This window comes from Cucumibacter marinus DSM 18995, assembly GCF_000429865.1.
In the GTDB taxonomy this organism is placed as follows: domain Bacteria; phylum Pseudomonadota; class Alphaproteobacteria; order Rhizobiales; family Devosiaceae; genus Cucumibacter; species Cucumibacter marinus.
The window spans coordinates 119,670-141,599 of record NZ_AUCR01000009.1; the positions used below are offsets into that span (position 1 = coordinate 119,670).

At 61.1% G+C, this 21,930-nt stretch carries 22 protein-coding genes; 14 read left to right on the forward strand and 8 right to left on the reverse strand.

The features are described 5' to 3' along the window. The first annotated feature begins 4 nt into the window (after positions 1–4). Positions 5–739: a flagellar type III secretion system pore protein FliP gene (gene fliP, locus G489_RS0106645; protein ID WP_035871823.1), complete on the forward strand. Its 735-nt coding sequence runs from the start codon at positions 5–7 to the stop codon at positions 737–739. On the opposite strand, the gene G489_RS0106650 is transcribed toward fliP, so the two are convergent. The 5 genes from G489_RS0106650 to G489_RS0106670 all read right to left on the reverse strand — a co-directional run bounded on the left by G489_RS0106650 (position 740) and on the right by G489_RS0106670 (position 7,210). Continuing rightward, positions 740–4,060 (reverse strand): tetratricopeptide repeat protein, encoded by a 3,321-nt coding sequence (locus G489_RS0106650; protein ID WP_029040880.1) that lies wholly within the window; start codon positions 4,058–4,060, stop codon positions 740–742. It abuts the gene before it with no gap. 157 nt (positions 4,061–4,217) lie between these two features. Beyond that, positions 4,218–5,045 (reverse strand): MotE family protein, encoded by an 828-nt coding sequence (locus tag G489_RS0106655; RefSeq protein ID WP_029040881.1) that lies wholly within the window; start codon positions 5,043–5,045, stop codon positions 4,218–4,220. Beyond that, entirely contained in the window at positions 5,042–5,479 is a 438-nt protein-coding gene (locus tag G489_RS19415) for a DUF6468 domain-containing protein (protein ID WP_051332384.1), read from the reverse strand. Before G489_RS19415 ends, G489_RS0106655 begins: the two co-directional genes overlap by 4 nt. Further along, on the reverse strand, positions 5,476–6,663 hold the full coding sequence (fliM, locus tag G489_RS0106665; RefSeq protein WP_029040882.1) for a flagellar motor switch protein FliM: 1,188 nt from the start codon (positions 6,661–6,663) through the stop codon (positions 5,476–5,478). Before fliM ends, G489_RS19415 begins: the two co-directional genes overlap by 4 nt. Before the next feature lie 7 nt (positions 6,664–6,670). Continuing rightward, the gene (locus G489_RS0106670) at positions 6,671–7,210 is read right to left on the reverse strand and encodes a flagellar basal body-associated FliL family protein (protein WP_342667636.1); all 540 of its coding nucleotides are present in this window, start codon (positions 7,208–7,210) and stop codon (positions 6,671–6,673) included. Positions 7,211–7,481: 271 nt separating this feature from the next. On the opposite strand from G489_RS0106670, the gene flgF reads away from it, so the two are divergent. The 5 genes from flgF to G489_RS0106695 all read left to right on the forward strand — a co-directional run bounded on the left by flgF (position 7,482) and on the right by G489_RS0106695 (position 12,473). Then, the gene (gene flgF / locus G489_RS0106675; protein WP_029040884.1) at positions 7,482–8,219 is read left to right on the forward strand and encodes a flagellar basal-body rod protein FlgF; all 738 of its coding nucleotides are present in this window, start codon (positions 7,482–7,484) and stop codon (positions 8,217–8,219) included. A gap of 26 nt (positions 8,220–8,245) precedes the next feature. Further along, entirely contained in the window at positions 8,246–9,031 is a 786-nt protein-coding gene (gene flgG, locus G489_RS0106680) for a flagellar basal-body rod protein FlgG (protein ID WP_029040885.1), read from the forward strand. 11 nt (positions 9,032–9,042) lie between these two features. Continuing rightward, positions 9,043–10,002: a flagellar basal body P-ring formation chaperone FlgA gene (gene flgA, locus G489_RS21680; RefSeq protein ID WP_029040886.1), complete on the forward strand. Its 960-nt coding sequence runs from the start codon at positions 9,043–9,045 to the stop codon at positions 10,000–10,002. Between the two features lie 18 nt (positions 10,003–10,020). Continuing rightward, positions 10,021–10,755: a flagellar basal body L-ring protein FlgH gene (gene flgH, locus G489_RS0106690; protein WP_029040887.1), complete on the forward strand. Its 735-nt coding sequence runs from the start codon at positions 10,021–10,023 to the stop codon at positions 10,753–10,755. Between the two features lie 227 nt (positions 10,756–10,982). Continuing rightward, positions 10,983–12,473, forward strand: a complete 1,491-nt coding sequence (locus G489_RS0106695) for a carboxypeptidase M32 (protein WP_029040888.1) — start codon at positions 10,983–10,985, stop codon at positions 12,471–12,473. Between the two features lie 88 nt (positions 12,474–12,561). Here G489_RS0106695 and dksA read toward each other — a convergent pair whose 3' ends face one another. Next, complete coding sequence (gene dksA, locus G489_RS0106700; RefSeq protein WP_029040889.1) at positions 12,562–12,981, reverse strand: RNA polymerase-binding protein DksA; 420 nt, start codon at positions 12,979–12,981, stop codon at positions 12,562–12,564. Positions 12,982–13,127: 146 nt separating this feature from the next. After that, positions 13,128–13,535 carry a flagellar assembly protein FliX gene (locus tag G489_RS0106705; RefSeq protein ID WP_029040890.1) on the reverse strand — a complete coding sequence of 136 codons (408 nt, stop codon included), beginning with the start codon at positions 13,533–13,535 and terminating at the stop codon, positions 13,128–13,130. Positions 13,536–13,802: 267 nt separating this feature from the next. Between G489_RS0106705 and G489_RS0106710 the strand changes: the two genes are divergently transcribed. From G489_RS0106710 to flaF, 8 genes are all read left to right on the forward strand, one after another. After that, positions 13,803–14,921, forward strand: coding sequence for a flagellar basal body P-ring protein FlgI (locus tag G489_RS0106710; protein ID WP_029040891.1), 1,119 nt, complete (start codon positions 13,803–13,805; stop codon positions 14,919–14,921). Continuing rightward, positions 14,921–15,262, forward strand: a complete 342-nt coding sequence (locus G489_RS19430; protein WP_081691439.1) for a rod-binding protein — start codon at positions 14,921–14,923, stop codon at positions 15,260–15,262. Before G489_RS0106710 ends, G489_RS19430 begins: the two co-directional genes overlap by 1 nt. Next, positions 15,259–15,729, forward strand: coding sequence for a hypothetical protein (locus tag G489_RS0106720; protein WP_029040892.1), 471 nt, complete (start codon positions 15,259–15,261; stop codon positions 15,727–15,729). The genes G489_RS19430 and G489_RS0106720 overlap by 4 nt, the downstream gene beginning before the upstream one ends. 181 nt (positions 15,730–15,910) lie before the next feature. After that, complete coding sequence (locus tag G489_RS0106725) at positions 15,911–16,276, forward strand: hypothetical protein (RefSeq protein WP_155889331.1); 366 nt, start codon at positions 15,911–15,913, stop codon at positions 16,274–16,276. A 214-nt stretch (positions 16,277–16,490) separates the two neighbouring features. Next, a complete protein-coding gene (locus G489_RS0106730; protein ID WP_029040894.1) occupies positions 16,491–18,143 on the forward strand; it encodes a flagellin N-terminal helical domain-containing protein in 1,653 nt (550 codons plus the stop codon). A gap of 111 nt (positions 18,144–18,254) precedes the next feature. Next, on the forward strand, positions 18,255–19,538 hold the full coding sequence (locus G489_RS0106735; protein ID WP_029040895.1) for an MFS transporter: 1,284 nt from the start codon (positions 18,255–18,257) through the stop codon (positions 19,536–19,538). Between the two features lie 26 nt (positions 19,539–19,564). Next, complete coding sequence (gene flbT, locus G489_RS0106740) at positions 19,565–19,999, forward strand: flagellar biosynthesis repressor FlbT (RefSeq protein ID WP_029040896.1); 435 nt, start codon at positions 19,565–19,567, stop codon at positions 19,997–19,999. Continuing rightward, positions 19,938–20,315, forward strand: coding sequence for a flagellar biosynthesis regulator FlaF (gene flaF / locus G489_RS0106745; protein WP_029040897.1), 378 nt, complete (start codon positions 19,938–19,940; stop codon positions 20,313–20,315). Before flbT ends, flaF begins: the two co-directional genes overlap by 62 nt. A 111-nt stretch (positions 20,316–20,426) precedes the next feature. Here flaF and G489_RS0106750 read toward each other — a convergent pair whose 3' ends face one another. After that, positions 20,427–21,926 (reverse strand): flagellin, encoded by a 1,500-nt coding sequence (locus G489_RS0106750; RefSeq protein WP_029040898.1) that lies wholly within the window; start codon positions 21,924–21,926, stop codon positions 20,427–20,429. Positions 21,927–21,930 lie beyond the last annotated feature (4 nt).

The window sequence follows — 21,930 nt, forward strand, 5'->3', positions numbered from 1 at the left end:
TCGAATGATCGCCTTGGCCTTTGTAGGGCTGGTCGGCCTCCTGCTCGCGATTCATCCGGCCTTCGCCCAGGACATATCTGTCGACTTTGGCGATGATTCCACCATCACTGAGCGGGCAGTTCAACTTGTCGGGCTGCTGACGATCTTGGCGCTTGCGCCTTCGATCCTGGTGATGGTGACGTCGTTCACCCGGATTGTCGTGGTGCTTTCCCTCCTGCGAACCGCCATTGGCCTGCAGACCGCACCACCAAATTCCGTGATGATCTCCCTGGCGCTGTTCCTCACCGCCTTCATCATGATGCCGACACTGCAGCAGTCCTATGATCAGGGGATCGCGCCGCTGGTTGCCGGTGAGATCGAGTTTGAAGAGGCTCTCCCCCTTGCCAGCGGCCCGGTGCACGAATTCATGCGCGCCAATGTCCGCGACAAGGACGTTCAGCTCTTCCTCGATTTGACCGAAACCGACATTCCCGAGGCGCCTGAAGAGCTTGAATTGCGCATCTTGATCCCGGCATTCATGATCTCCGAACTCAGGCGCGCCTTTGAAATCGGCTTCCTCCTGTTCGTTCCATTCATCGTCATCGATATGGTCTGCGCTTCGGTGCTGATGTCGATGGGCATGATGATGCTGCCACCGATCATCATATCGCTGCCGTTCAAATTGATCTTCTTCGTGCTGGTCGACGGCTGGTATCTGGTCGCCGGATCGCTGATCCGAAGCTTCGTACCCGTCAGTTGATCAGGCGCCGCTGCCCTGGGGCAGATCCGAAGCCTTGAAGCTGTTGGGGGACAGCGCCCCACCCGGCTCATATCGGTCGCGATAAGCCTTGAGGAAGGCTCCCAGCGTGTCTGTCGCAGCAATCTCGCGGGCGATCTCGCGGAACTTGAGCGTGGTCGGCGCAGCCCGCCCGGTGACGAATTCAAACACTGGCCACTCAGGTGTCGGCTTCATCAAATCGGCGAATTTGCCGCGAAGGCGTGACAGTCCGATCTCGTCGCTGTCGAGCGCATAGCCGACAGCAGCGCGCACCAGATGCGCCCTGACCGACGGCTGGATCGGCGTATCGAGTTCTTCGGGCACATAGAGCCGCTCGAGGATCTCCGCCGCCATGCGATAGCGCCCCGCAGCCCAATGGGCTTCGACCTTGAGCAGCTCGGCATCCCGGCCGGTCATCGACGCCAGCAATTCGATCGCCAGATCATTGCGCCCGGCATCGATCAATGCCTTGGCTTCAAGAAGCTTGCGCTGCCGTTCAACCGTGGGCGAAAGATTGGCGATCCGGGTCCTGTAGAGGGCCTTGAGGGCCGCTTCGGGATGACGGTCCGCAATATGGATTACCGCCAGATCGGCGGCGATCTGGGCGCGCCCCGCCCCTTCAAGTCGATTATCGACCTGGTATTCCAGCAATCCCGCCGCCTGCTCCAGCAAGTCCACCTTGACCAACCGGCGCGCCAGATTGCGGATCATTTCGTCGCCCTGAATGCCGGCGGGGGTCAAGGTGCGGAAATCATAGAACAGGCCCAGCGCTTCGACGGGTGACAGGGCATCCGCCTGGCCGTTGAGGAACAAATCGGCAAACACGGCTTTGCCGGTATCCAGCAGCTCTGTCGCCGGCCGCAGGTCCTCATGAACCCGCACTGCCTGCCGCATGATCTCGAAGCCTTCCCGATAGGCACCATTGCGGAAATAGAGTTCACCGAGCTTTTGCTGGATTCTCGCTTCGAGCGCATCACCGCGCCAGACCATCGCCTGGGTCGACAAAGTATCAACGGCGCTGTCGAGATCGAGCCGTCCCAGCCCGTCCAGCACCAGTGTCGTGCGATAGGTCGCTTCCGCCTCGGTGGGGCGATAACCGGCCGAGATCACACTTCCATAGGTGACGAGCGCCTCCTCCGGGCGCCCTTCGAGCTCGTCGATCCAGCCCATCAAGAGGTCGAACGCGGCCCGCTGCTCCTGGTTCATATCGGCAAACTCGAACTGGCTCGACAGCCTGGTCGCGAGCGCCGTGTCACCGGTTTCGAGCGCCGCGCGCATCGCCGCGAACAGGAAGCGGTTCTTCAGCCAGCTCGGATAATTATCAGTAACCCCCTCGGCGGCCAGCGCATCCGCCCGGGCATTCTCCCAGTCGGCGGTCTGCGCCCGCGCCATTACCCGCCACATCACCGCATCAGGTGAATCCACGAACTTGTCTTCCAACAGAATGCTGAGCGCCTCTTCCGGCCGGTTCGCCAGGACGGACGCGGCGGCATGAGTAATCTCGATCCGGTCGCGGAATTCGATCCGGTCGGTTTCCCGCTGTAGAACTTCGACCACCCCGAGGGATTCCTGCGCGAAATCGTTCGCCAGGTAAAACCGTGCCAGCTCGAGCCGGGCAGCGTCGAGGAACTGGCCCTCCGCCGCTGCGGCCCGCTGCATGATCTGTTCGCGGTCCTCGGAGAATTCCCGCGGATTGGAGCGGATATAAGCACCCATATCGATGAAGGTGGTGCGGGAGAGCGCATCGTCGCGGCTGCTGGCAACCGCAACGGGGCCGGGTTCGGAAAGACTCAGCCCGTCCGTCGCATCGATCACCGCGCGCGACCCTTCGATCGCCACTTGGACCTCGGGCCTGTTGGGCCGGATCGCAAGGCCGTGCACCGCCTTGATGGCCTGGAAGTCGACATAGTCCAATGTCCGCACCACCGCGCGGGCTGGCGGATAGGCGGTTACGACCTGCAGCAGGTCACCCACATTCGGATCCCGGACAGTGTGCACCTTGGCGGGCCGCACAAGATCAGCGCTCATGCGCAATGCGCCGCTTGTCGCCCGGTCGCGTTCGAGTTCAACCGGTTCGGTCGGCCCGAACAGAATATCACCCAGCGAAAGCACCCAGGAACGACCTTCCGCACCGAGCGTTGCCAGCCGGTCGGTACCGGTGTCGATCCTGACGATCTGAAGGTCGCGTGCGCCATCAACCGAGAAGCCGCTGGCGAAGCTGTCGAACTCGCCGGGCTCGGGACTATCGATCGTCACATGGGTATCGAACAGCATCCAGATCGTGCCGGCACGCTTGAACACGGCCGCAGGTGTGTCCTGGTCGAACGGGAAGACGATGCGCACTGTGTCGCCGATCGTATTCATGAAAGGCTGAATGCTGGTCTGAGCGGAGCGAACCGGCGCGAGCCCGGGATCAGACTGCTCGGCCTGTTGGTCGGCGCTGGCAGCGTCCTCGGTTTCCGGGGCCTCGTAATCCGTTTGCTTGATCAGCTCATCGAGCGTAACCGACCGGCCCGGCATGGCCGTAAAATCCATGTCGAGCACATAGGTGCTGTCGCTCTCCTTGAAGAACCGGGGCGTGACCCCGTTTGCCAGCTCGATGATCACCGTGCTGCCGTCAGCCGTGACCTCGTTTTCGAGCGATAGGATATCGGGAGGACGGTCACCCTTGAGATCGGTGAGATCGATCCCGACTGGCCATTCGAATTTGATCTCGGCGTAATCACCCACTTCCTGGAAATTGGCGTCCGTCGACATCGACCATTCAAAGCGCATCCGCGTGAAGGTCGGATGGCGGCCCACCCGCACATCCACCTGTGGGTTATTCTCTCGGGCGATTTCGGCCTTACGCCGTTGCTCCGCCAGAATATCGGCATTCTCCGCCCGGTCGGCCAGCGCGGCAACGACCTCGGGCGGCAGGCTGGGCGGCAATCCTTGCCAGCCCTCGGGCAACAGATCGATGAACAGCTTTTCGCCAGCTTCCAGAATAGAGGTCGTGAACCGCCGCTTGAGACCGAACCGAACGCCCTTCCCGTCCGGGTCGGCGCGTGTCACCGCGACATAGTCGTGAAGTTCATCGGAGATGTCCGGCGATTCGATACGAACGGGTTGGTCGAACTCGATGGCGAGCACGTTCTGTTCGTTCGTCACTTCGTATTCGGGAAGCTTCAGACGGTCGGGGAAAGTCAGGACAATTCGGCCGAAACCATCCAGCGCCTCCGGCTCGATGGTCAGGAAATCCGCCGCCCTGGCCGGAACGCCTGCAACCAGCACCACGATCAGCGCGAGTAGGGCGCGCAACATGCCAGTGCCGGAACGGCGCACGCGCCGCCGACCCGCAAATCTGGCAATGAGGCGAATAAAGCTCACAGATTAGCCCGTCCGTCGGCCGCCTTCGTTATGGTTAACCTACCTCTTCAGCTTTAACGCAGCCTTACCGGGCGGGCATTTGAACTGCCGGTTACTGCCCCACGATCTGGGGCAGGGAATCGAGGTTCGCGGTCGAAGGATCGCGCATCGGCTCGGGGTCGATATTGGCCAGCCGGACCGTCAGCAATTCGGCTTTCTCGGGCGACATACTGGCCAGGATCGGCGCCATCTTGCGTGGGTTCATGGCCTGGACCAGACGCACCAAAACATCGATCCCCAATTGATCGAAGATAGTGGCGGCTTCTTTTGACTTCATAGTTTCATACATGGCGACAAGCGACTGGAATTGCTCGTCGTCCATCTGCTTCTTCTTCTCGACCAACGCATTGACCTCGGCCTCGAGGTCCTGCAGTTCGGCAATCCGGATTTCGAGTCGCTTCTCGGCGGCCTCAACGAGTTTCTCGCGCATCGCGAGATCGGCAGCAAACTGCTCCAGCTCTTCTCGCCGGTCCCCCAGGCGTTCGAGCACCTGCAATTCGGTGTCGGCGAGGTCTTCGCCCATCCTCAGCGGTATGCGTTCGCCCTTGAGCGTCAGCTCGACCGGAATCGCATCCTGCGGTTCGTTTGAGCCCCCATCGGCGCTTTCGGCCATATTCTGCCCGGCCGCGGCATTGTCGGCAGTAGCGAGTTGGGAATCCGTGGTTCCCTCGCCGGTTGCGCCGGTTTGCGGCGCGGCTTCGTCCGACGGCGCGTCCATCATCCCTTCGACAGCATCGGCAGGAGCCTGTTGTTGCGTCTGGGCGAGAACCGGAAGGTCCCCCAGAATGTAGCCATGCCCGCTCATCAGCCCGATGGCCTTGAAGGCCAGCAGGGCGCCAGTGGCGGCGATAACGACCGGGATGAGGCGAAGCGATCTCACGCAGCGGCCTCACGGGACTGCTGGTGGCGATCGAGCTGTTCGAGCGCCAGCCGGCTGCGGTTTTCCTGAACCTGGCTGGCATGTTCACGCTGCTCGCGCTCGGCGCGCACCACCTCGGTAATCTGGGCGATCCGCGTCAGAACCGTGTTGCCAGCGTTCACATGCCGCGCCAACTCGACCGAGAAACGGTCTGCTTCCTCAAGCCGGCTGGTCAGCGCTTCGTCGCAATCGCGGGCGGTTTCCTTGAGCCCGGTGATCGCGCGATTGGCCAATTCGGTCGCGTGAATGATTTCGACCGCCATCTTCTTGAGCTCGTCGCGATCGGCGTGAAGCCTTTTGAGCCGGGCATTGAGTATGACGCAATACCCGATGGTGAGCACCAAAAGGACCGCCACGGCACCTTCAACGATCAGTCCCAGGGGCAAACCCGTCATTTCTCACTCTCCTGCTCATCCATGGCCTCAAACACCGACATGTTCACTCTCGGCGGATTGAGGGGTTTGTTGATGCGCACTGACACATGCCGCCCGATATGCCCCATCAGGGCCTCGGTCAGGCGTACGTCCCCGCACCGGAGCGCAACCGGTTCATCCGGCCCCCGCTCGAACATCACAGTCTGTCCCTGCTCGAGGCCGAGGACCTGCGAAAGCGGCATTTCCCACTCATGCAGCACCGCTTCGACCTCGGTATCGGCAGCGAAGATCTCCGTGGCCAGATGGCCTTCCCAGATCGGATCGCGCCCGAATTTCTCCCCCATGAACATCTGCAGCAGCTGTTCACGGATCGGTTCGATCGTGGCGTAGGGCAAGAGCACTTCGATCTTGCCGCCGCGGTCTTCCATATCGATGCGGAATTCGACCAGGATCGCGGCATTCGCCGGGCGCGTGATCGCCGCAAAGCGCGGATTGGTCTCAAGCCGCTCGATCTTGAAGTTCACCGGCGAGAGCGGATCGAACGCCCGGTGCATGTCGTCGAGAATGACCTCGATCATCCGCTTGGTGAGCGTCATCTCGATGGTCGTATAGGGACGCCCTTCGACCCGGATTGCATTGTGACCGCGGCGACCGCCCAAAAGCACATCGATGATCGAGTAGATCAGCGCGCTATCGACAGTGATGAGCCCGAAATTGTCCCATTCTTCCGCCTTAATGACCGAAAGGATCGCAGGCAGAGGAATTGAATTCAGATAGTCCCCGAACCGCACGGAGGAGATACTGTCGAGCGAAACCTCGACATTGTCGGAGGTGAAATTGCGCAATGAGGTCGTGGTCAGCCGGACCAGCCGGTCGAACACGATTTCAAGCATCGGCAGGCGTTCATAGCTGACTAGCGCCGAATTGATCAGCGCCCGAACGCCGGAAACTTCTGCCGCAACCGATTCCTCGGGGTTGAATCCGAGAAGATTGTCGATCTCGTCCTGGTTGAGAATGCGGTCGGCGGCGTCTTCGCCATCCTCGCTTTCGGCTGCAATCATTGCCGCCCAGTCGGCGGAAAGACTGTCGTTCTCCTTTTTGGGGGCGCCCTCACCCTCACCGGACTTTTCGCCATCGCCCTCGATGTCGAGGCCGAACTCGCTCAGGATATCGTCTTCGTTCTGATCTTCGGGTTCGTCTGCCATCATGCGCCTACTGGATCAGGAGTTCCTTGAACAGGATGCGGTCGACTTCTGCGGGGTAGACCGCAATGTTCACGCGGCGGCGCAGCTCTTCCTTGAGCTGGTAGATGCCGGCTGACCCTTCGAGATCGCTTTTACGGAGTTCGCGCAGATAAACCTGGAACGCATCGAGCACGCGCGGCATTTTCGGTTCGATCTGTTCGACCATCGCCTTGTCGGCAAGTTCGAGCGCTATGTCGATCTTGAGATATTGCTCCCGGTCCCCCTCCGGATTGAGGTTCACCGTCATCTGCGGGATGTCATAATAAAAGGACTCGCGCACGAGAGGGTCCTTGGCCGCTTCACCTCCCCCTGAACCGAGAAGGAAGAACGCGGCAGCCCCACCGGCAGCAAGAACCAGCACCGCAGCACCGATGATGATCAGGAGCTTCTTGGAAAGCAGCCGCTTCTTGCCGCCTTCCCCTTGCTCCTCGCCACCTTCATCTGCGTCGTCGGCGGCATCTGCCTCGAGCGCGTCCAGGTCGGCATCGGCTACGTCCGTCATCGCCATTGGTGCGAATCCTTGCCCTTCGGTGTTCCGGTTCCCACCGAGCTAAGGCGGATTAGGTTAACGAGTAGTTAGGATTTACCGGCAAGGCGGCAATTTTTGCCGGGCAATTCATGCCCTCAACCCTGCAAACGGCAGTGCTTTCCGGCCCTTCGAAAATCTAAATTATTGAAATCATTAATTTTTTCATTTTGGCACAGCTCCTGCAATTGATTTGGCAGGTCCAACGCTTGGGGAAGTGAAGGACCGGGGAGAAATCGGGAGTTCGTGCAAAATGGAAAATGCACAGTTGATAGGCCTGTCCCGCCAGGTCGCCTTGAGACGCCAGATGGATGTGGTGGCCAACAATATGGCCAACCTCAACACGACCGGTTTCAAGGCAGAATCCATGCTGTTCGAGGAATACATCATGCCGGTCGCAGCCGACCGGGATTTTCAGCTTCCCGACCAGCCGCTCAGCTACACGCAGGATTGGGCGACCATTCATGACTTTCGCGCCGGCAGCATCTTTCAGACCGGTAACGATCTGGACATCGCCCTGGAAGGCGAAGGCTTCCTGGTCGTCCAGACCGAGGCCGGCGAGCGCTACACCCGCAACGGCGCCCTGACCCTGAACAACCTCGGCGAACTGGTCACCGCGGAAGGTGACCGCGTTGTCTCGGATGGCGGGTTCATGGTTTTCGATGCCTCGGAAACCAACATCGCCATCGGCAAGGACGGCTCCGTTCGTTCCTCGGCTGGCGCCAAGGGCACGCTGCGCATCGTCGAGTTCGAGAACCCTCAGGACCTCACCCGTGAGGGCGACACCATGTTCGCGGGCGACAACCCGCAAATCGCCACCAATACCCGTGTCATCCAGGGCGCCATCGAGCGCTCCAACGTCTCTGGCGTCGCCGAGATGACCGAGATGATGCGCATCACCCGCGCCTACACATCCCTGGCCCAGCTCATGCAGCGCCAGGATCAGCTCCGTTCAAGCGCGATCCAGAAACTCGGCACCCTGAGCGCCTGAGCCGGCTCGCAGAAAGGACACGGAAAATGAAAGCTCTCTATATCGCATCGACCGGCATGAGCGCGCAGGAGCGCAATGTCGAAGTCATCTCGAACAACATCGCCAACATGCGCACCACCGGCTTCAAGCGGCAGCGCGCAGAATTCCAGGACCTGCTCTACCAGGTCTACCGGCGCGCCGGTTCATCGACCTCGGAATCCGGGACCCAGCTTCCCGCCGGCGTCGAAATCGGCTCGGGTGTCAAGACCGGTGCAACCCCTCGCATCATGAGCCAGGGCAACATGCAGCCCACCGAGAAGGAGCTTGATGTCGGCATTCGCGGCGAAGGCTTCTTCCCGATCCAGCTTCCCGATGGCCGCACCGCATACACACGCGACGGCGCTTTCGAGCGCAACGCAAACGGCATGATGGTCACCATCGAGGGCTATCAAGTGCAGCCGGGCATCATCATCCCGGACAATGCCCGCTCGATTTCGATCTCGTCTGAAGGGGTTGTCGAAGCCTTCCTCGACAATGACGGCGCCCCGACCCAGCTCGGACAGCTCCAGCTCGCCCGCTTTGCCAACAAGGCCGGCCTCGAAGGCATCGGCGACAACCTCTATGTCGAGACCGACGCCAGCGGCGCCGCCCAGGTCGGCACGCCCAACGCCGACAGCTTCGGCAATCTGCTGCAGGGCCACCTCGAACTTGCAAACGTCAACGCTGTGACCGAGATCGCTGACCTCATCGCCGCCCAGCGCGCTTACGAAATGAATGCGCGCGTAATCTCAGGTGCCGACGAGATGCTCTCCGCCACCTCGCAGCTCCGCTAGGAACCTGACCGATGACCCTTAAGCTCATCAAATCCCTGATCCTGGCAGGCAGTGCCACGGCGCTGACCACCATGGCGGGCCTCGCCATGCCGGTTCTCAAATCGAGCGTCACCGTCGAGCATGGCATCGTCACCGTTGGCGACATGTTCAACGACGCTGGCCCCTGGGCTGAAGAACCCCTGTTCCGCGCGCCGCAGCCGGGCACCGTCGGTACCGTCTCGCTGGCCGCGATCGAGCAGGCCGTACGCCGCGCCGGACTGTCTGACTTCGATCCGGCGGGTCTTGCGACCATCCGCGTCGAACGCTCGGGGATCGCCGTCGATGTCGAACGGATCACCCGGCTGATCGCCGGCGAATTGCGCAAGGGCGGCCAAATCGGGGTGGGCAGCGAACTGACCCTGACCCTCGATAATCCGCTTGAGCGGTTTTACGCAGACCTCAGTGGCGAACCGGTCGTGGTTTCCGAGTTCCGCCGGTTCGAGGCCAATGACCGCTTCTCCGCGCGTCTTCTGATCGCGGGTCAACCTGCGCCGGTCACCATTTCCGGCCGCTTCACCGAGATGGTCGCCATCCCGCATCTGGCGGAAAACCTCGACCGCGGCGACATCGTCAGCGCCGGCGACATTGAATACAAGCTGGTGCCCGCCCGGCTGGCCCAGCAATATGCGGACCTCACCTCCGCGGACTTTGAGGGCCAGGCTGTTCGCCGGTCGATCCGCGCCGGCTCCATTCTGCGCCCGGTCGATGTGGTCGAGCCCACCATCGTCAAGCGCAACGAACTGATCACGCTTTTCTATCAGACCGGGGCTCTCAACCTTAGCCTGCGGGCAAAGGCCCTGAGCGACGGGGCGGTGGGGGATACCGTGCCAGTGCTCAATCCCATGTCGAACAAGATCATCCATGGCGTCGTGACCGAAGGGGGAAAAATTCTGGTCACGAATGCGCCGACCCGCGTCGCTGACGCGTCCTAACCTCTGGGGGAACCGGAAATGAAACTCGCAAAAACCATTATCGTGCTCGGCCTCGCCGCAACCCTTGCGGGCTGCAATACGGCCAGCCGGCTTGCCAATGTCGGCAACGCACCGCAGCTGACCGCTATCGCGGATCCGACCGCCCAGGCCGGTTATCAGCCCGTGCGCATGCCGATGCCCGAACCCGAAGTCGCCAGCTACGCTCCCAACTCACTGTTCCGCTCCGGCGCCCGCGGCTTCTTCAAGGATCAGCGCGCTCATAAGGTCGGCGACATCCTGACCGTCATGGTCACCATCGCCGACAAGGCGCAAATCGCCAACCAGACCGCCCGCTCGCGTCAGTCGAGCAATGAAGGTGGCGTCGGCGGCGTACTTGGCTCGATCTTCAATGCTGTGGCACCCAATGTCAGCGCCGATGCGGCCGTCACCGTCGACACAGGCGCAGGTGATACCGGCACCGGCTCGGTCAACCGCTCCGAAACGCTGGAGACCCAGGTCGCAGCCGTCGTCACCCAGGTCCTGCCCAATGGCAATCTGGTCATCGAGGGCCGACAGGAAGTGCGCGTCAACTTCGAAGTCCGCGAACTGATCGTGGCCGGCATCGTGCGGCCCGAAGATATCGGCGCCGACAACACCATCGAAAGCGCCAAGATCGCCGAAGCCCGCATCGCCTACGGTGGCCGCGGCCAGATCACCGACGTCCAGCAGCCGCGCTATGGCCAGCAGGTCCTCGATGCGATCCTGCCCTTCTAAGGGCTGATTTCCCCCGCCGCCCGGCTTCCCCCTTCATCACGCCGGGCGGCACTCCCGATCACGTCTTCCCGAGATGTGATCCTCCCCAGAAGGGGCGCGGCCTTCCCCCAATGTGGCCGCGCCCTTCTTCTTTTTGGACACTGGCAGCCTGGGTGGTTCTTCGGGGTTGCCTTGTGCCCGGCTCGGCGGCACTGTTCACTCTCCTACCGAGAACGGAAGTCCACATCATGTCCTGGCAAAAACTCGACGAGCTCGGGCACGGCCTCGAAGCCTTGTCCCACGCTCAGAATTTCCTCTCCATCGATGAAGCGGTCTCAATGCCAGCCGGTGGCGGCGAAAAGCGCGCCGAAGCAGTTGCAGCCGTCGCCGCCATCATTCACGAGCGCATGACCGCACCACAGGTGGGCGACTGGCTCGAAGCCGCCAAGCAGGAAGGCCTTGAAGGCGACAAGGCGCGCGCAATCGAGGAATTTGAGCGGGTCTATGTGAGCCAGACCTGCCTGCCGGCAGACTTTGTGCGCCGCAAGACACTCGCGACCATGCGCGGCGAACAGACCTGGCGCAAATGCCGGGCCGAGAACGATTGGAATGGCTTCCTCCCGGCACTCGAAGAGATTGTCAAAGTCGCCCGTGAGGAGTCCCAGCTCCGGGCAGAAGCCACCGGCTTCGCACCCTATGACGCCCTGCTCGAACAATTCGATCCCGGTGCCCGCACCGCCACCATCGATCCCGTGTTCGACCGGCTCAAGGGCTTCCTCAAAGACTTCGTGCCCGAAGTGCTTGAAGCGCAGGAGGCCCGGCACGCAAGACGCCCGCTCCGTCCGGTCGAGGGACCCTTTCCCATCGCTGCCCAGCGCGAACTTGGCCTGGCCATGATGAAGGTGCTCGGCTTCGATTTCGAGCACGGCCGGCTGGATGTCTCCTACCATCCCTTCTGCGGCGGCGTGCCCACCGACATCCGCATCACGACCCGTTACCGCGAAGATGATTTTCTCACTGCACTGATGGGCACGATGCACGAGACCGGTCACGCCCTTTACGAGCAGGGACTGCCTGCCGAATGGTCACACTGGCCGCTCGGTCACGCCCGTGGCATGGCAGTGCATGAAAGCCAGAGCCTGTTTGTCGAAAAGCAGATTGGCCGCAATCCGGCCTTCTGGGAATTTGCCCTGCCCGAGGTCAAGAAACACCTGCCCATGCTCGATGACTGGAGCATAGAGGACGTGCTCGACCACATTCTGCTGGTCAAGCCCGGCTTCATTCGGGTGGATGCCGACGAGGTCACCTACCCGCTGCACATCATCTTGCGCTATGAGATCGAACAACTGCTGATCGCCGGAGAAATGCAGGCCGCGGATCTGCCTGAGGCTTGGGACGCCCGCATGCGCGACTATCTCGGCCTGTCGACCCTCGACAACCCGAAGGACGGCCCGATGCAGGATGTGCATTGGCCAGGCGGTGCCTTCGCCTATTTCCCCTCCTACACGCTCGGCGCCATCATGGCGTCCCAGCAATGGGCAGCGATCAACAGCGAGATGCCCGATATCGAAGACGATCTGCGCCGGGGCGACGTGACCCGCCTCAACGACTGGCGGCGCGATCATATCTGGTCGAAAGCATCGCGACTTTCGACCCCGGACCTCATGCAGGCCGCAACCGGCTCGCCGCTCGATGCCGAGGTGTTCATCGACCACCTCAAGGCGCGCTATTTGCGATAGCCGGCCAAAACGAAAAGGAGCCGCGATCATTCGCGGCTCCTTTCTTATCTCTTGTGGCTACCGATCAACCATCGGTGCGCAGGTTTCATCAGTCGTCGCGGTAAACCTTCTCGCGCCGTTCGTGCTTTTCCTGGGCTTCCAGCGACAGTGTCGCGATCGGACGGGCGTCCAGACGTGCCAACCCGATCGGCTCCCCGGTTTCCTCGCAATAGCCATAGGTGCCATCCTCGATCCGCTTGAGGGCAGCATCGATCTTTGAGATCAGCTTGCGCTGCCGGTCGCGCGTCCGCAACTCAAGGGCCCGGTCGCTTTCCGACGAAGCTCTGTCGGTCATGTCCGGGTGATTGTGGCTTTCCTCCTGAAGGCTCTCGAGCGTTCCCCTGCTCTCACGCAGAATGTCGTTCTTCCAGTTCTGGAGCTTCTTGCGGAAATACTCTTTCTGGCGGGGGTTCATGAAGGGTTCGTCGTCGGATGGACGATAGTCATCGATCTCGGCATCGATCGCCATATTGGTCACTCCACTGCCAAACGCCGCGCATATATAAATCCGCGGGGCCTTGCGGGCAAGCCGGGCCTTTGATTCCGGTTTATCCCGCCGCTTTCAGCCGAGGCTATCTACTAAACTATTGCGACAGTTCGACAAACCTGCAGGAGTTAGTAGTGCCCGAGCTTGGCCAGCTCCACCCTCGCCCTCAATTCTATATCCGTAATGATCGAATCAAGTGCTGGATCGACGTCATTGCGCGCATCGCGGATCAAGGTGAGAAGCCGCTCGATGCGGGCTTCCGGCACTCGGCCGGCCAACAAGTCTGCTTTGAGGGCGTCGAGCGCATCAAGAAGCATGTGACCTCGGCGGGTCGCCTTCTTCTTCGCCAAGAGCGGGTCTTCCACCGCCTGAAGCGCCAGGATCGCATCAATGCCGGTGGCGTGACTGGTTGAGGCCGTTTGGGCCGGCGCGCGGCTTTGCGAGGAGGAATCGATAGAGAATCCGCTGCCGCCTCCAGCGCGTTTTGCCTGGCCGGAACTGGTTCGTGCTGTCCGCGTGGTGTTGGTGATCCGCACCACAATCTCCTTGTCGGGCGCTTACCCGGCACACTCTGCCCAGCACGGTTAACAACCCCTTAATGACCCCGGCAATTTTTGCCCACACCACCTGCGGTCAATCAATACCGGACAATTTGATTGACATTTTCATTAATGATTTCAGTGTATTAGGGGGTCTGTTGGGGCAATATGCAATCTGGCACGGATTTCGCAACAGGTGGAGCAAAGCATGTTTGCCGATCCGGTCTTTGGGGAAAGACTACGGCGAAAAAACTGGGGAAGACCATGTATCGTCACCTTCTCAAATGGCTGAGCGTCGCGCTGATAACGCTGACGACCCTCCTGCCCAGCACCGCACCGGTCCACGCGGCCCGCATCAAGGACATCGTTGATATCGAAGGTATCCGCGAGAACCAGCTCGTTGGCTACGGCCTGGTTGTCGGCCTCAACGGCACGGGCGACGGCCTCAACAACGCACCGTTTACCCGGCAAAGCCTTCAGGCGATGCTCGAAAGAATGGGCGTAAACACCCGTGGGAATTCAATTCGTACGGCCAATGTTGCGGCCGTTATGGTGACAGCCAACTTGCCGCCCTTCGCCGCCCAGGGCACCCGGATCGACGTCAACGTCTCCGCCCTTGGCGACGCCAAGAGCCTGCAGGGTGGCACGCTCCTCGTCACACCGCTTCTCGGCGCCGACGGCGAGGTCTATGCCATTGCGCAAGGCTCCGTCAGTATCAATGGCTTTCAGGCTCAGGGCGACGGCGCTTCGGTAATATCCGGCGTTCCCACCACTGGACGGATTTCATCCGGCGGCCTTGTCGAACGCGAAGTACCCTTCCAGCTTGCGGCCCAGCGCCATCTGCGCCTGTCGCTGCGCAATCCCGATCTCACGACCGCCCGCCGTATCGCCATCGCCATCAATAACCTGATTGGCATGCCGACCGCCGTGCCGGTCGACCCGGCCACGGTTCAGCTTCGCCTGCCTGAAGGCTTCAATGGCAATATTGTCGACTTGCTGACCGATATCGAACAGCTCGTCGTTACTCCCGACCAGCCGGCCAAGATCGTGATCGACGAGAACTCCGGCATCATTGTCATGGGCTCGGAGGTTCGGGTCTCGACGGTGGCGGTGGCCCAGGCCAATTTGACCGTGACCATCACCGAAACCCCTCAGGTGAGTCAGCCCAACCCCTTCTCGCTGGGCGAAACCACCGAGGTTCCACGGACCAGTATCGACGTGTTGACCGAGAACTCGAACCTCGCACTGGTTGAGGAGTCGGTCACTCTCCAGGAGCTGGTGGATGGCCTCAACGCCCTCGGCATCAGTCCGCGCGACATGATCGCCATACTGCAGGCCATCAAGGCAGCCGGTGCGCTGCAGGCCGAGATCGAGGTGCTGTGATGTCAACTGTTCCCCTTCCCCCGATTACCCGGCCCGAACACATGCCTCAGGCCCAGTACGACCGCCTGAACGGACAGGCACAGGAAATGGAAGGCCTCTTCATCAATACCCTGGTGTCCCAGATGTTCTCGGGCCTGGGCGAGGAAGACGCGATGGGAGGCGGCTATGCCGAACAGACCTATCGCGGCCTGCAAGCAGAACACATCTCCGACGCCATCGCCCGTGCCGGCGGATTCGGCCTCGCTGACAGCATTCTGCGCGACATGATTGCCACCCAGGCCACACCGGCCGCCGCCCCGACTTCAACCCCTGCGCAAGCCGCCGGAGCCTACGCACGATGATGACCGCGCCAGCTACCCCCCAGAACAACGAAGAACTGGCTCCCGCAGAACTCTGTGCTGCGACACAGACCGCGCTCGAAGCCTTCATCGACATCATGAACCGCGAGACCATCCTTTTGCGTGCGGGCAAACTCGAGGAAGCCGGACAGTTGAGCGCCGATAAAGCGCGCCTGGCCCAGGACTATGTTCTCTACGCGAGGCGCGTTCAGCACAACGCCGCCGCCATCGCCGCAGAGGCACCCGACGCGGTCAAGGCGCTCAAACGCGGGCAAGAAGCACTCGCTGCCGAAATGGCCGCCAACCTCAAGATGCTCGCTTCCGCGCGCTCGATCACCGAGCAATTGATTTCCGATGTTGCAGGCCGCATGGGCCAGTCCGCCCAGGTTGGCTCCTATGGCAATACCGGCAAGGCCCCGGCCGCCAGCACGTCCCAGGTCAAGGGCATTTCCGTGAACCGGGCGCTCTAGCGTCCGGTTGCCGCGTTTTTCTGACAATTTTCATCAATAGCCATCATTCCTGCTAAGCCGCTGGAAAAACGGCTGAGTTACCGTCTCACCGAGAATAGTCTCGCTTCCTTACGCCGAAACCGGCGAAGTGCGGGACCGAACGGCTGCCGCAATGACGCGGCCGCCTATCGTGGAGCGTACGGTGACAGCAAGGTCGATTCAGCCTGCAGGACTGCTCGGTGCGACGATCACGGGCACCAACAAGACGGTTGTGGCACGCGGCGACCGCATGGGGCCGCGCCGAACCCAGCCGACGCACACCGAAATGAACGCCACGGGCCAACGCCCGTCCAGGAATGTGGGCTCCGCTCATGGCCGAAAGCCGGATGCAGGCATCCAGGAGGAGCCCCGCTCCCGTGCCGTGCCGCCTGCCACACCGTTCGAGACCTCGCTGATCGCAGCAGAGCTGCCTTTGCCCACCGGTTCGCGCGCACAGGCGCTCAGCTATGCGGATAGCCAGTGGAAGCCACCGGCCTCTTCCTTGGCCCTTCACGACAAACAAGCCTGAAATAGTCCACTTTTGAACCCGATTCCCTCCCGCTCAGGGTCTCGATTCGCGTTCGCCCGCCCAAAGGTTAACGGCTGTAAAGCCCCGTAAACCGGGCGTTAAGCCTGTTCGCTGTGAACTTGTTAACCATAAATTAGCCCCTTGGAGTCACTGTCTGGGTAACGTCTCAGGAGGAGGCGTCATGAGTAACGGCAACCCAGAATAGGATATTCAAATGGCCGAGATCACCCTTTCGAAAGCGGTACGCTCAAACCTGCTTAGCCTGCAGAACACGGCTGTGCAGCTGGGCAAGACCCAGGAACGTCTGGCGACGGGCCTGAAGGTCAACTCCGCTCTCGACAATCCGACCAACTTCTTCACTGCGTCTTCGCTGAACTCCCGCGCGTCGGATCTGGGTCAGCTTCTGGATTCGGTGTCGAATGCGGTTCAGACCATCGAAGCTGCCGACAATGGCATCACCGCCATCACCAACCTGGTGGAAAGCGCTCAGGCGACTGCCCGTCAGGCTCTGCAGACTGCAGCGACCGTTGAACAAACCACCACCACTGCCGCGACTGCCGGCACGCTGGCGGGCGGCGCTTTCTCGGCCGTTGACGTTTCGGGCACCGGTTCGGCCGCGACTGCCGGCTCGGTTTCGGCAACTTTCGGTTCGGCTCTCACCTTCGACGACACTGGCGATACGCTGACCTTCGACATCGCGATTGATGGCGGCTCCACTGCTTCGATCACCATCGATCAGTCGGTGGTTTCCGGTATCGGCAACAACGATAACGTCATCGATGACGAAAACGAACTTGCCGCGGCAATCAGCGCTGCGATCGACGCGGAAGGCACCTACACGTCCGGTGCTGACCTGACCGTGTCTGCCGCCGGTGGCGATGTGACCATCACTTCGGGCACCACGGGCAGTTCGTCCTCGATCGATATCAGCAACGTTGCCGTGAATGACAATGGCGGCGCCGACACCATCACCAACACGTCGGGCCTCGGCACCGACTCGGATACTGGTGCTGCTGCTGTTGCGGCCGACGCGATCTCCTTCGACCTGACGGTCGACGGCGGTTCGGCAACCACCATCACCATCGACGATGCGGCGGTTACCCAGTACAACACCGACAACGGCGCCAGCCTGGATTCCTCCGCGCTGACCGCTGACGATATTGTGGCCCTGATCAACGATCAGGCCGGTGCGACCATCGCCTCGAACAATGGCGGCAATGTCGATCTGACCTCCACCACCACCGGTGCTTCGTCCAGCGTTGCTGTGGCGAGCTACTCGGCTTCGGTGACCGGCGGTTCGACCGGGATCTCCAATGGCTCCAACACTGGTGCAGACGAGACCTCGACCACCACTGACGTTGCCAACCCGAAGCGTGACGAACTGGTAACCCAGTACAACGAACTGCTCACCCAGATCGACGACCTGGCCAAGGACGCCAGCTTCAATGGTGTGAACCTGCTCGACGGTGACAGCCTTTCGGTGCTGTTCAACGAAGACGGGTCTTCGAGCCTCGATATCGGTGGCGTGACCTACAGCTCGTCCGGGCTGGGTCTGTCTGAAGTCGCTTCTGGCGGCTTTGACGACGATGCCGACATCAACTCGACCCTGGACACCCTGAAGAGCGGCATCGAAACGCTGCGCACTCAGTCCTCCAAGTTCGGTTCGAATCTGTCCGTGGTTGAAATCCGTCAGAACTTCACCAAGGACATCATCAACACGCTGGAAACCGGCGCGGCCAACCTCACGCTGGCAGACAGCAACGAGGAAGCGGCCAACCTGCTGGCCCTGCAGACCCGTCAGCAGCTGTCTTCGACCGCTCTGTCGCTCGCAAGCCAGGCCGACCAGAACGTGCTTCGTCTGCTGTAATCGGCAGCGAAGAGATGTTTCGGAAGGGCGGGTCTTCGGACCCGCCCTTTTCTTTTGCCCCGCTGGTCACTCCTCCCACGCTGCCCTATATCTCGGACAGGGAGGGCTGCCATGTTCGGCTATCTGAAGATCTTCGGCGTGAAGGGTTTGCGCCGCCTGGTATTTGCCAACATCCCCGCCGATCTGGCGGACTGGCTCGATTACACCGCGGTCGTTGTGTTGCTGGTCTATGTCTTCGACGGCGGCCCATGGTCTCTCGCCCTGTTCGCACTGGCCATGAGCTTGCCCTATGTGATCATCGGCCCACTCGCAGGCGCGCTTGTCGACCGCATTAATCTGCGCTGGGTCCTGATCGCATCCAACCTGGGCCGGGGCCTCGTCACCCTTGCATTCATTTTCGCGCCGGGCATCGAGACCGTGCTCGTCCTCGTCTTCTTGCGCGCCAGTGTAGACTCTGCCTTCACGCCGGCACGGCAAGCCGCCGTGCAACGGCTGACTGATGCAGAGAACCGCCAACCCGCCAATGGGCTCATTCACGGCATCAACCAGACTTCCAAGGTGGTAGGCCCCGCGCTTGGCGGTGCTTTGTTGCTCTTGCTCTCGGTGAACGCGATCTTTGTCCTGAACGCTGTTCTCTCGCTTACCGCTGCACTGATCCTCGCCGGGCTCGCCATCCCCAGGCGTGAGGCCGAAGAAGCCTCTAAAGCCCCGTTCTGGAAAGAAGCGCCCGAGGGCATCATGGCCTTCTTCCGCAACCGGTTGATGATGATCACCCTTCTGTTCGCGGCGGCCGGCTACTTCTCGATCTTCCTCTACGACACATTGATCGCACTGCTGAACCGCGATTTCGGCTTCGATGAAACGGTGTTCGGGGTCTCGATCGCGCTGGCCGGTCTTGGCGGCATTGCTGGTGCCCTGATTGCAGGCACTCTCAAGTTTGCGACCGGACCGTTCCGCGTCATCGGCCTCGGTGCCGTGGTTTCGGGGCCAATCGCCGCCCTGTTGGGACTCGCTGGCATTTTCGGATTTTCCATCAGCGTGCTTGTGTTCCTTGGTGCCGTGTTGCTGCTTGGGGGCGCCGTCGCCTTCATTGTCGTGCCCTACCGGACCATCGTACAGAACGAGACGCCGCCTGAGCATGTCGGCAAGGCCTTTGCCGCCGGCGAGGCGGTGATCGTGACCGTGATGCTGACCGCCCCGTTCCTCGGCGCCGCTGTCGCGAGTTTCCTGGGCACAGGCATGCCGTTCGTTCTTGGTGGGACGGTGATGTTCCTGCTCGGTCTTGGCGCCTTTTCGATCCGTCCCGATAAGACCTCTGCAACCAAAGTGAGCGATGATAGGCTCAACACGGAACAGGAAGAATCCACCGGTGAACGCCCCATCAAAAGGGACTGACGCCGGCCGCTCCAGGAGAAGCACCAATGTCCCTCAAGGTTGAACTCAAGCCCGGCGAACGCCTTATCATCGGAGACTGCGTCGTCACCAATTCCGACCAGCGCACACGCCTGTATATTGACGGCAAGGTCCCTATCCTGCGCGAGAAGGACATACTGACCGCAGAGACCGCAGATACGCCGGCCAAGCGCATCTATTTCGCCATACAGCTCATGTATTTGGACGAAGACATTGAAACGATACGCGAGTCCTATTTCGGTCTGGTCAACGATTTCGTCCGGGCGGTCCCCTCGTCCATCGCGATTGTGGACGATATCAATAACGAGATATTAACCGGATCGTCATACAAAGCTTTGAAATTGGCGAAGAAACTCATCGAGTACGAAAGCGGCCTTCTCAATGCAGCATCACGCGGCGACAGCGTACCAGCAGACGACGAAGCAAACGGCAGCTCCGCGTGACCTCGAGGCCAATCTTCTCTCCCGTTCGGCAGCCCAGCTGCAGCGTGTGAGAGACGATTGGGACCTGACCCGCAGCGAACTCAGCGACGTCCTTCACTACAACCGCAAGCTTTGGGGCGTGTTCCTGACTACGGTCACCAAGGAAGACAATCCGCTGCCGCACCAGATCAAGCAGAACGTTGCCAATCTCGGCCTGTTCGTGATGAACCACACGATTGAAGTGATCGCTTCTCCGAGCCCGCAAAAGCTCGACGTGCTGATTAACATCAATCGTGAAATCGCAGCGGGCCTGCGCAGCCGCCCGACCTCTGCCTGAGCGCGACCACCAGACGAATACGAGCAAAAAGCCCGGCCTGAGCCGGGCTTTTTCTTGTCGAGGGGTAGGGTCAGTGGGCGCCTGCCGTGCAACTCAATGCACGAAACTGGGTCAGGGCAGGAAGTTGACCAGTGACAACTGGCTGACCTTGCCGATGGTCGCGTAGCTCGCCTCCAGACGCGTCTGCAGGCTCAGCAGTTGCATGGCCACCTCTTCCGGCGGGATATCCTCGATATCCGAGAGCATCGTCTCGAGCGCCACCTCCTGGTGGTCAAGCCGCTCCTTGGCTCGCCCGAGCGATGTCTGTGCAAGGCCGATGTCCATCGAGACGGACTCGATCGAACCGGCCTTGGAGTTATTGGATTCCGAAAGGTTCTCGAAGGCGCGAACGCTCATCGCCTTGAACCGAAGCCCGTCATTGGGATTGCCGCCATTGAAGGATTCAGCGGAAAGTACCGCCAGGTTTCGCACCAGCTCGGCGGTGCCTTCTTCATTGGCCTGCACACCATAGGCGACCTCGGTATTGTCATCGACCTTCGCCAGTGCACTGCGCCGCGGAACGGTCGAATCCTCACCCTGATACCAGGAGATCGTGTCGCTGCTCGTCGCTGCGACAAGTCCCGTCGCACTGTCATAGGGCGGCCCATCGACCCGCATCGCGGTCTCGCCAGGCTTGGTGAAAAACATCTCCGCCGCCGCATAAGCGCTGGCTGCGGGCAGTTCTCCCGTCGCCTTGTCATCGAGTGCCGTGTTGAACGCGGCATTGAAGTTCGTCGCCGTATCACCGGCATTGGCGCCGATCAGGAATTCGCCTGGCTGCGCGGTCGGCCCCAGTGTCGCCTTTAACGAGATCGTGGTCTTGGTGCCGTCAGGCAGTGCCAGCCCGATATTGATGCGATCGCCCGGCCCGGGCTGTCCGGTAAACTCGATGGACAATGTCGAAGGCGAACCGGTTGGCCCGGTGAGGGAAACTCCGCTGCCTTCGGCGGTCAGACTGTCGAGCTTGAAACCGAAAGGATGTACGCCATCTTCAGCCAGTTCGAGCGTCGTGCCGGTGAAGTTGGTGGTGATGCGCCCCTGCCCGCTCGCTCCGAGATCCGCATCGCGGCGTTCGCTCAGCACCTGCCTGAACCCGGCCTTGCCCCCTGTCCCGTCCATGATCACATCGAACGAGGCAACAGGGTTCTTGTCGGTGACATTGCCGCCGAAAAGGTGCCGGCCATTCAGGTCGGTGTTCATCAGCTCAATCACTTCCTTGAGCCGGGTCTCGTTCTGGTATTGGGCCTGCGTCACCGCGCCGGAGGTGAAATCGACGCTCCCGAGCGTCAGGCTTGAGCGCGCCTCGCTCTCCACCCCGTCGAGACGGGTGAAGACCGTGTTCATCATGTCGAGCCGGAGCCCGACTGTCTGGATGTTCTGCTGATAGGCCTGCATGCCTGAAAGCCGCGAGCGGATCGACAGATCGATCACCCTGTCCTTGCCCAGTTGACCCAGCGTCTGGGCTCGCTTGCCGGTCGCCAGCTGCTGCTGGAGCTGATCAATCCGCGATCGCATGTCCGAGACCGCGTTGAAGCCAGATTTGACCGGGAACAGGGAGTTATTGATGATCATCGGT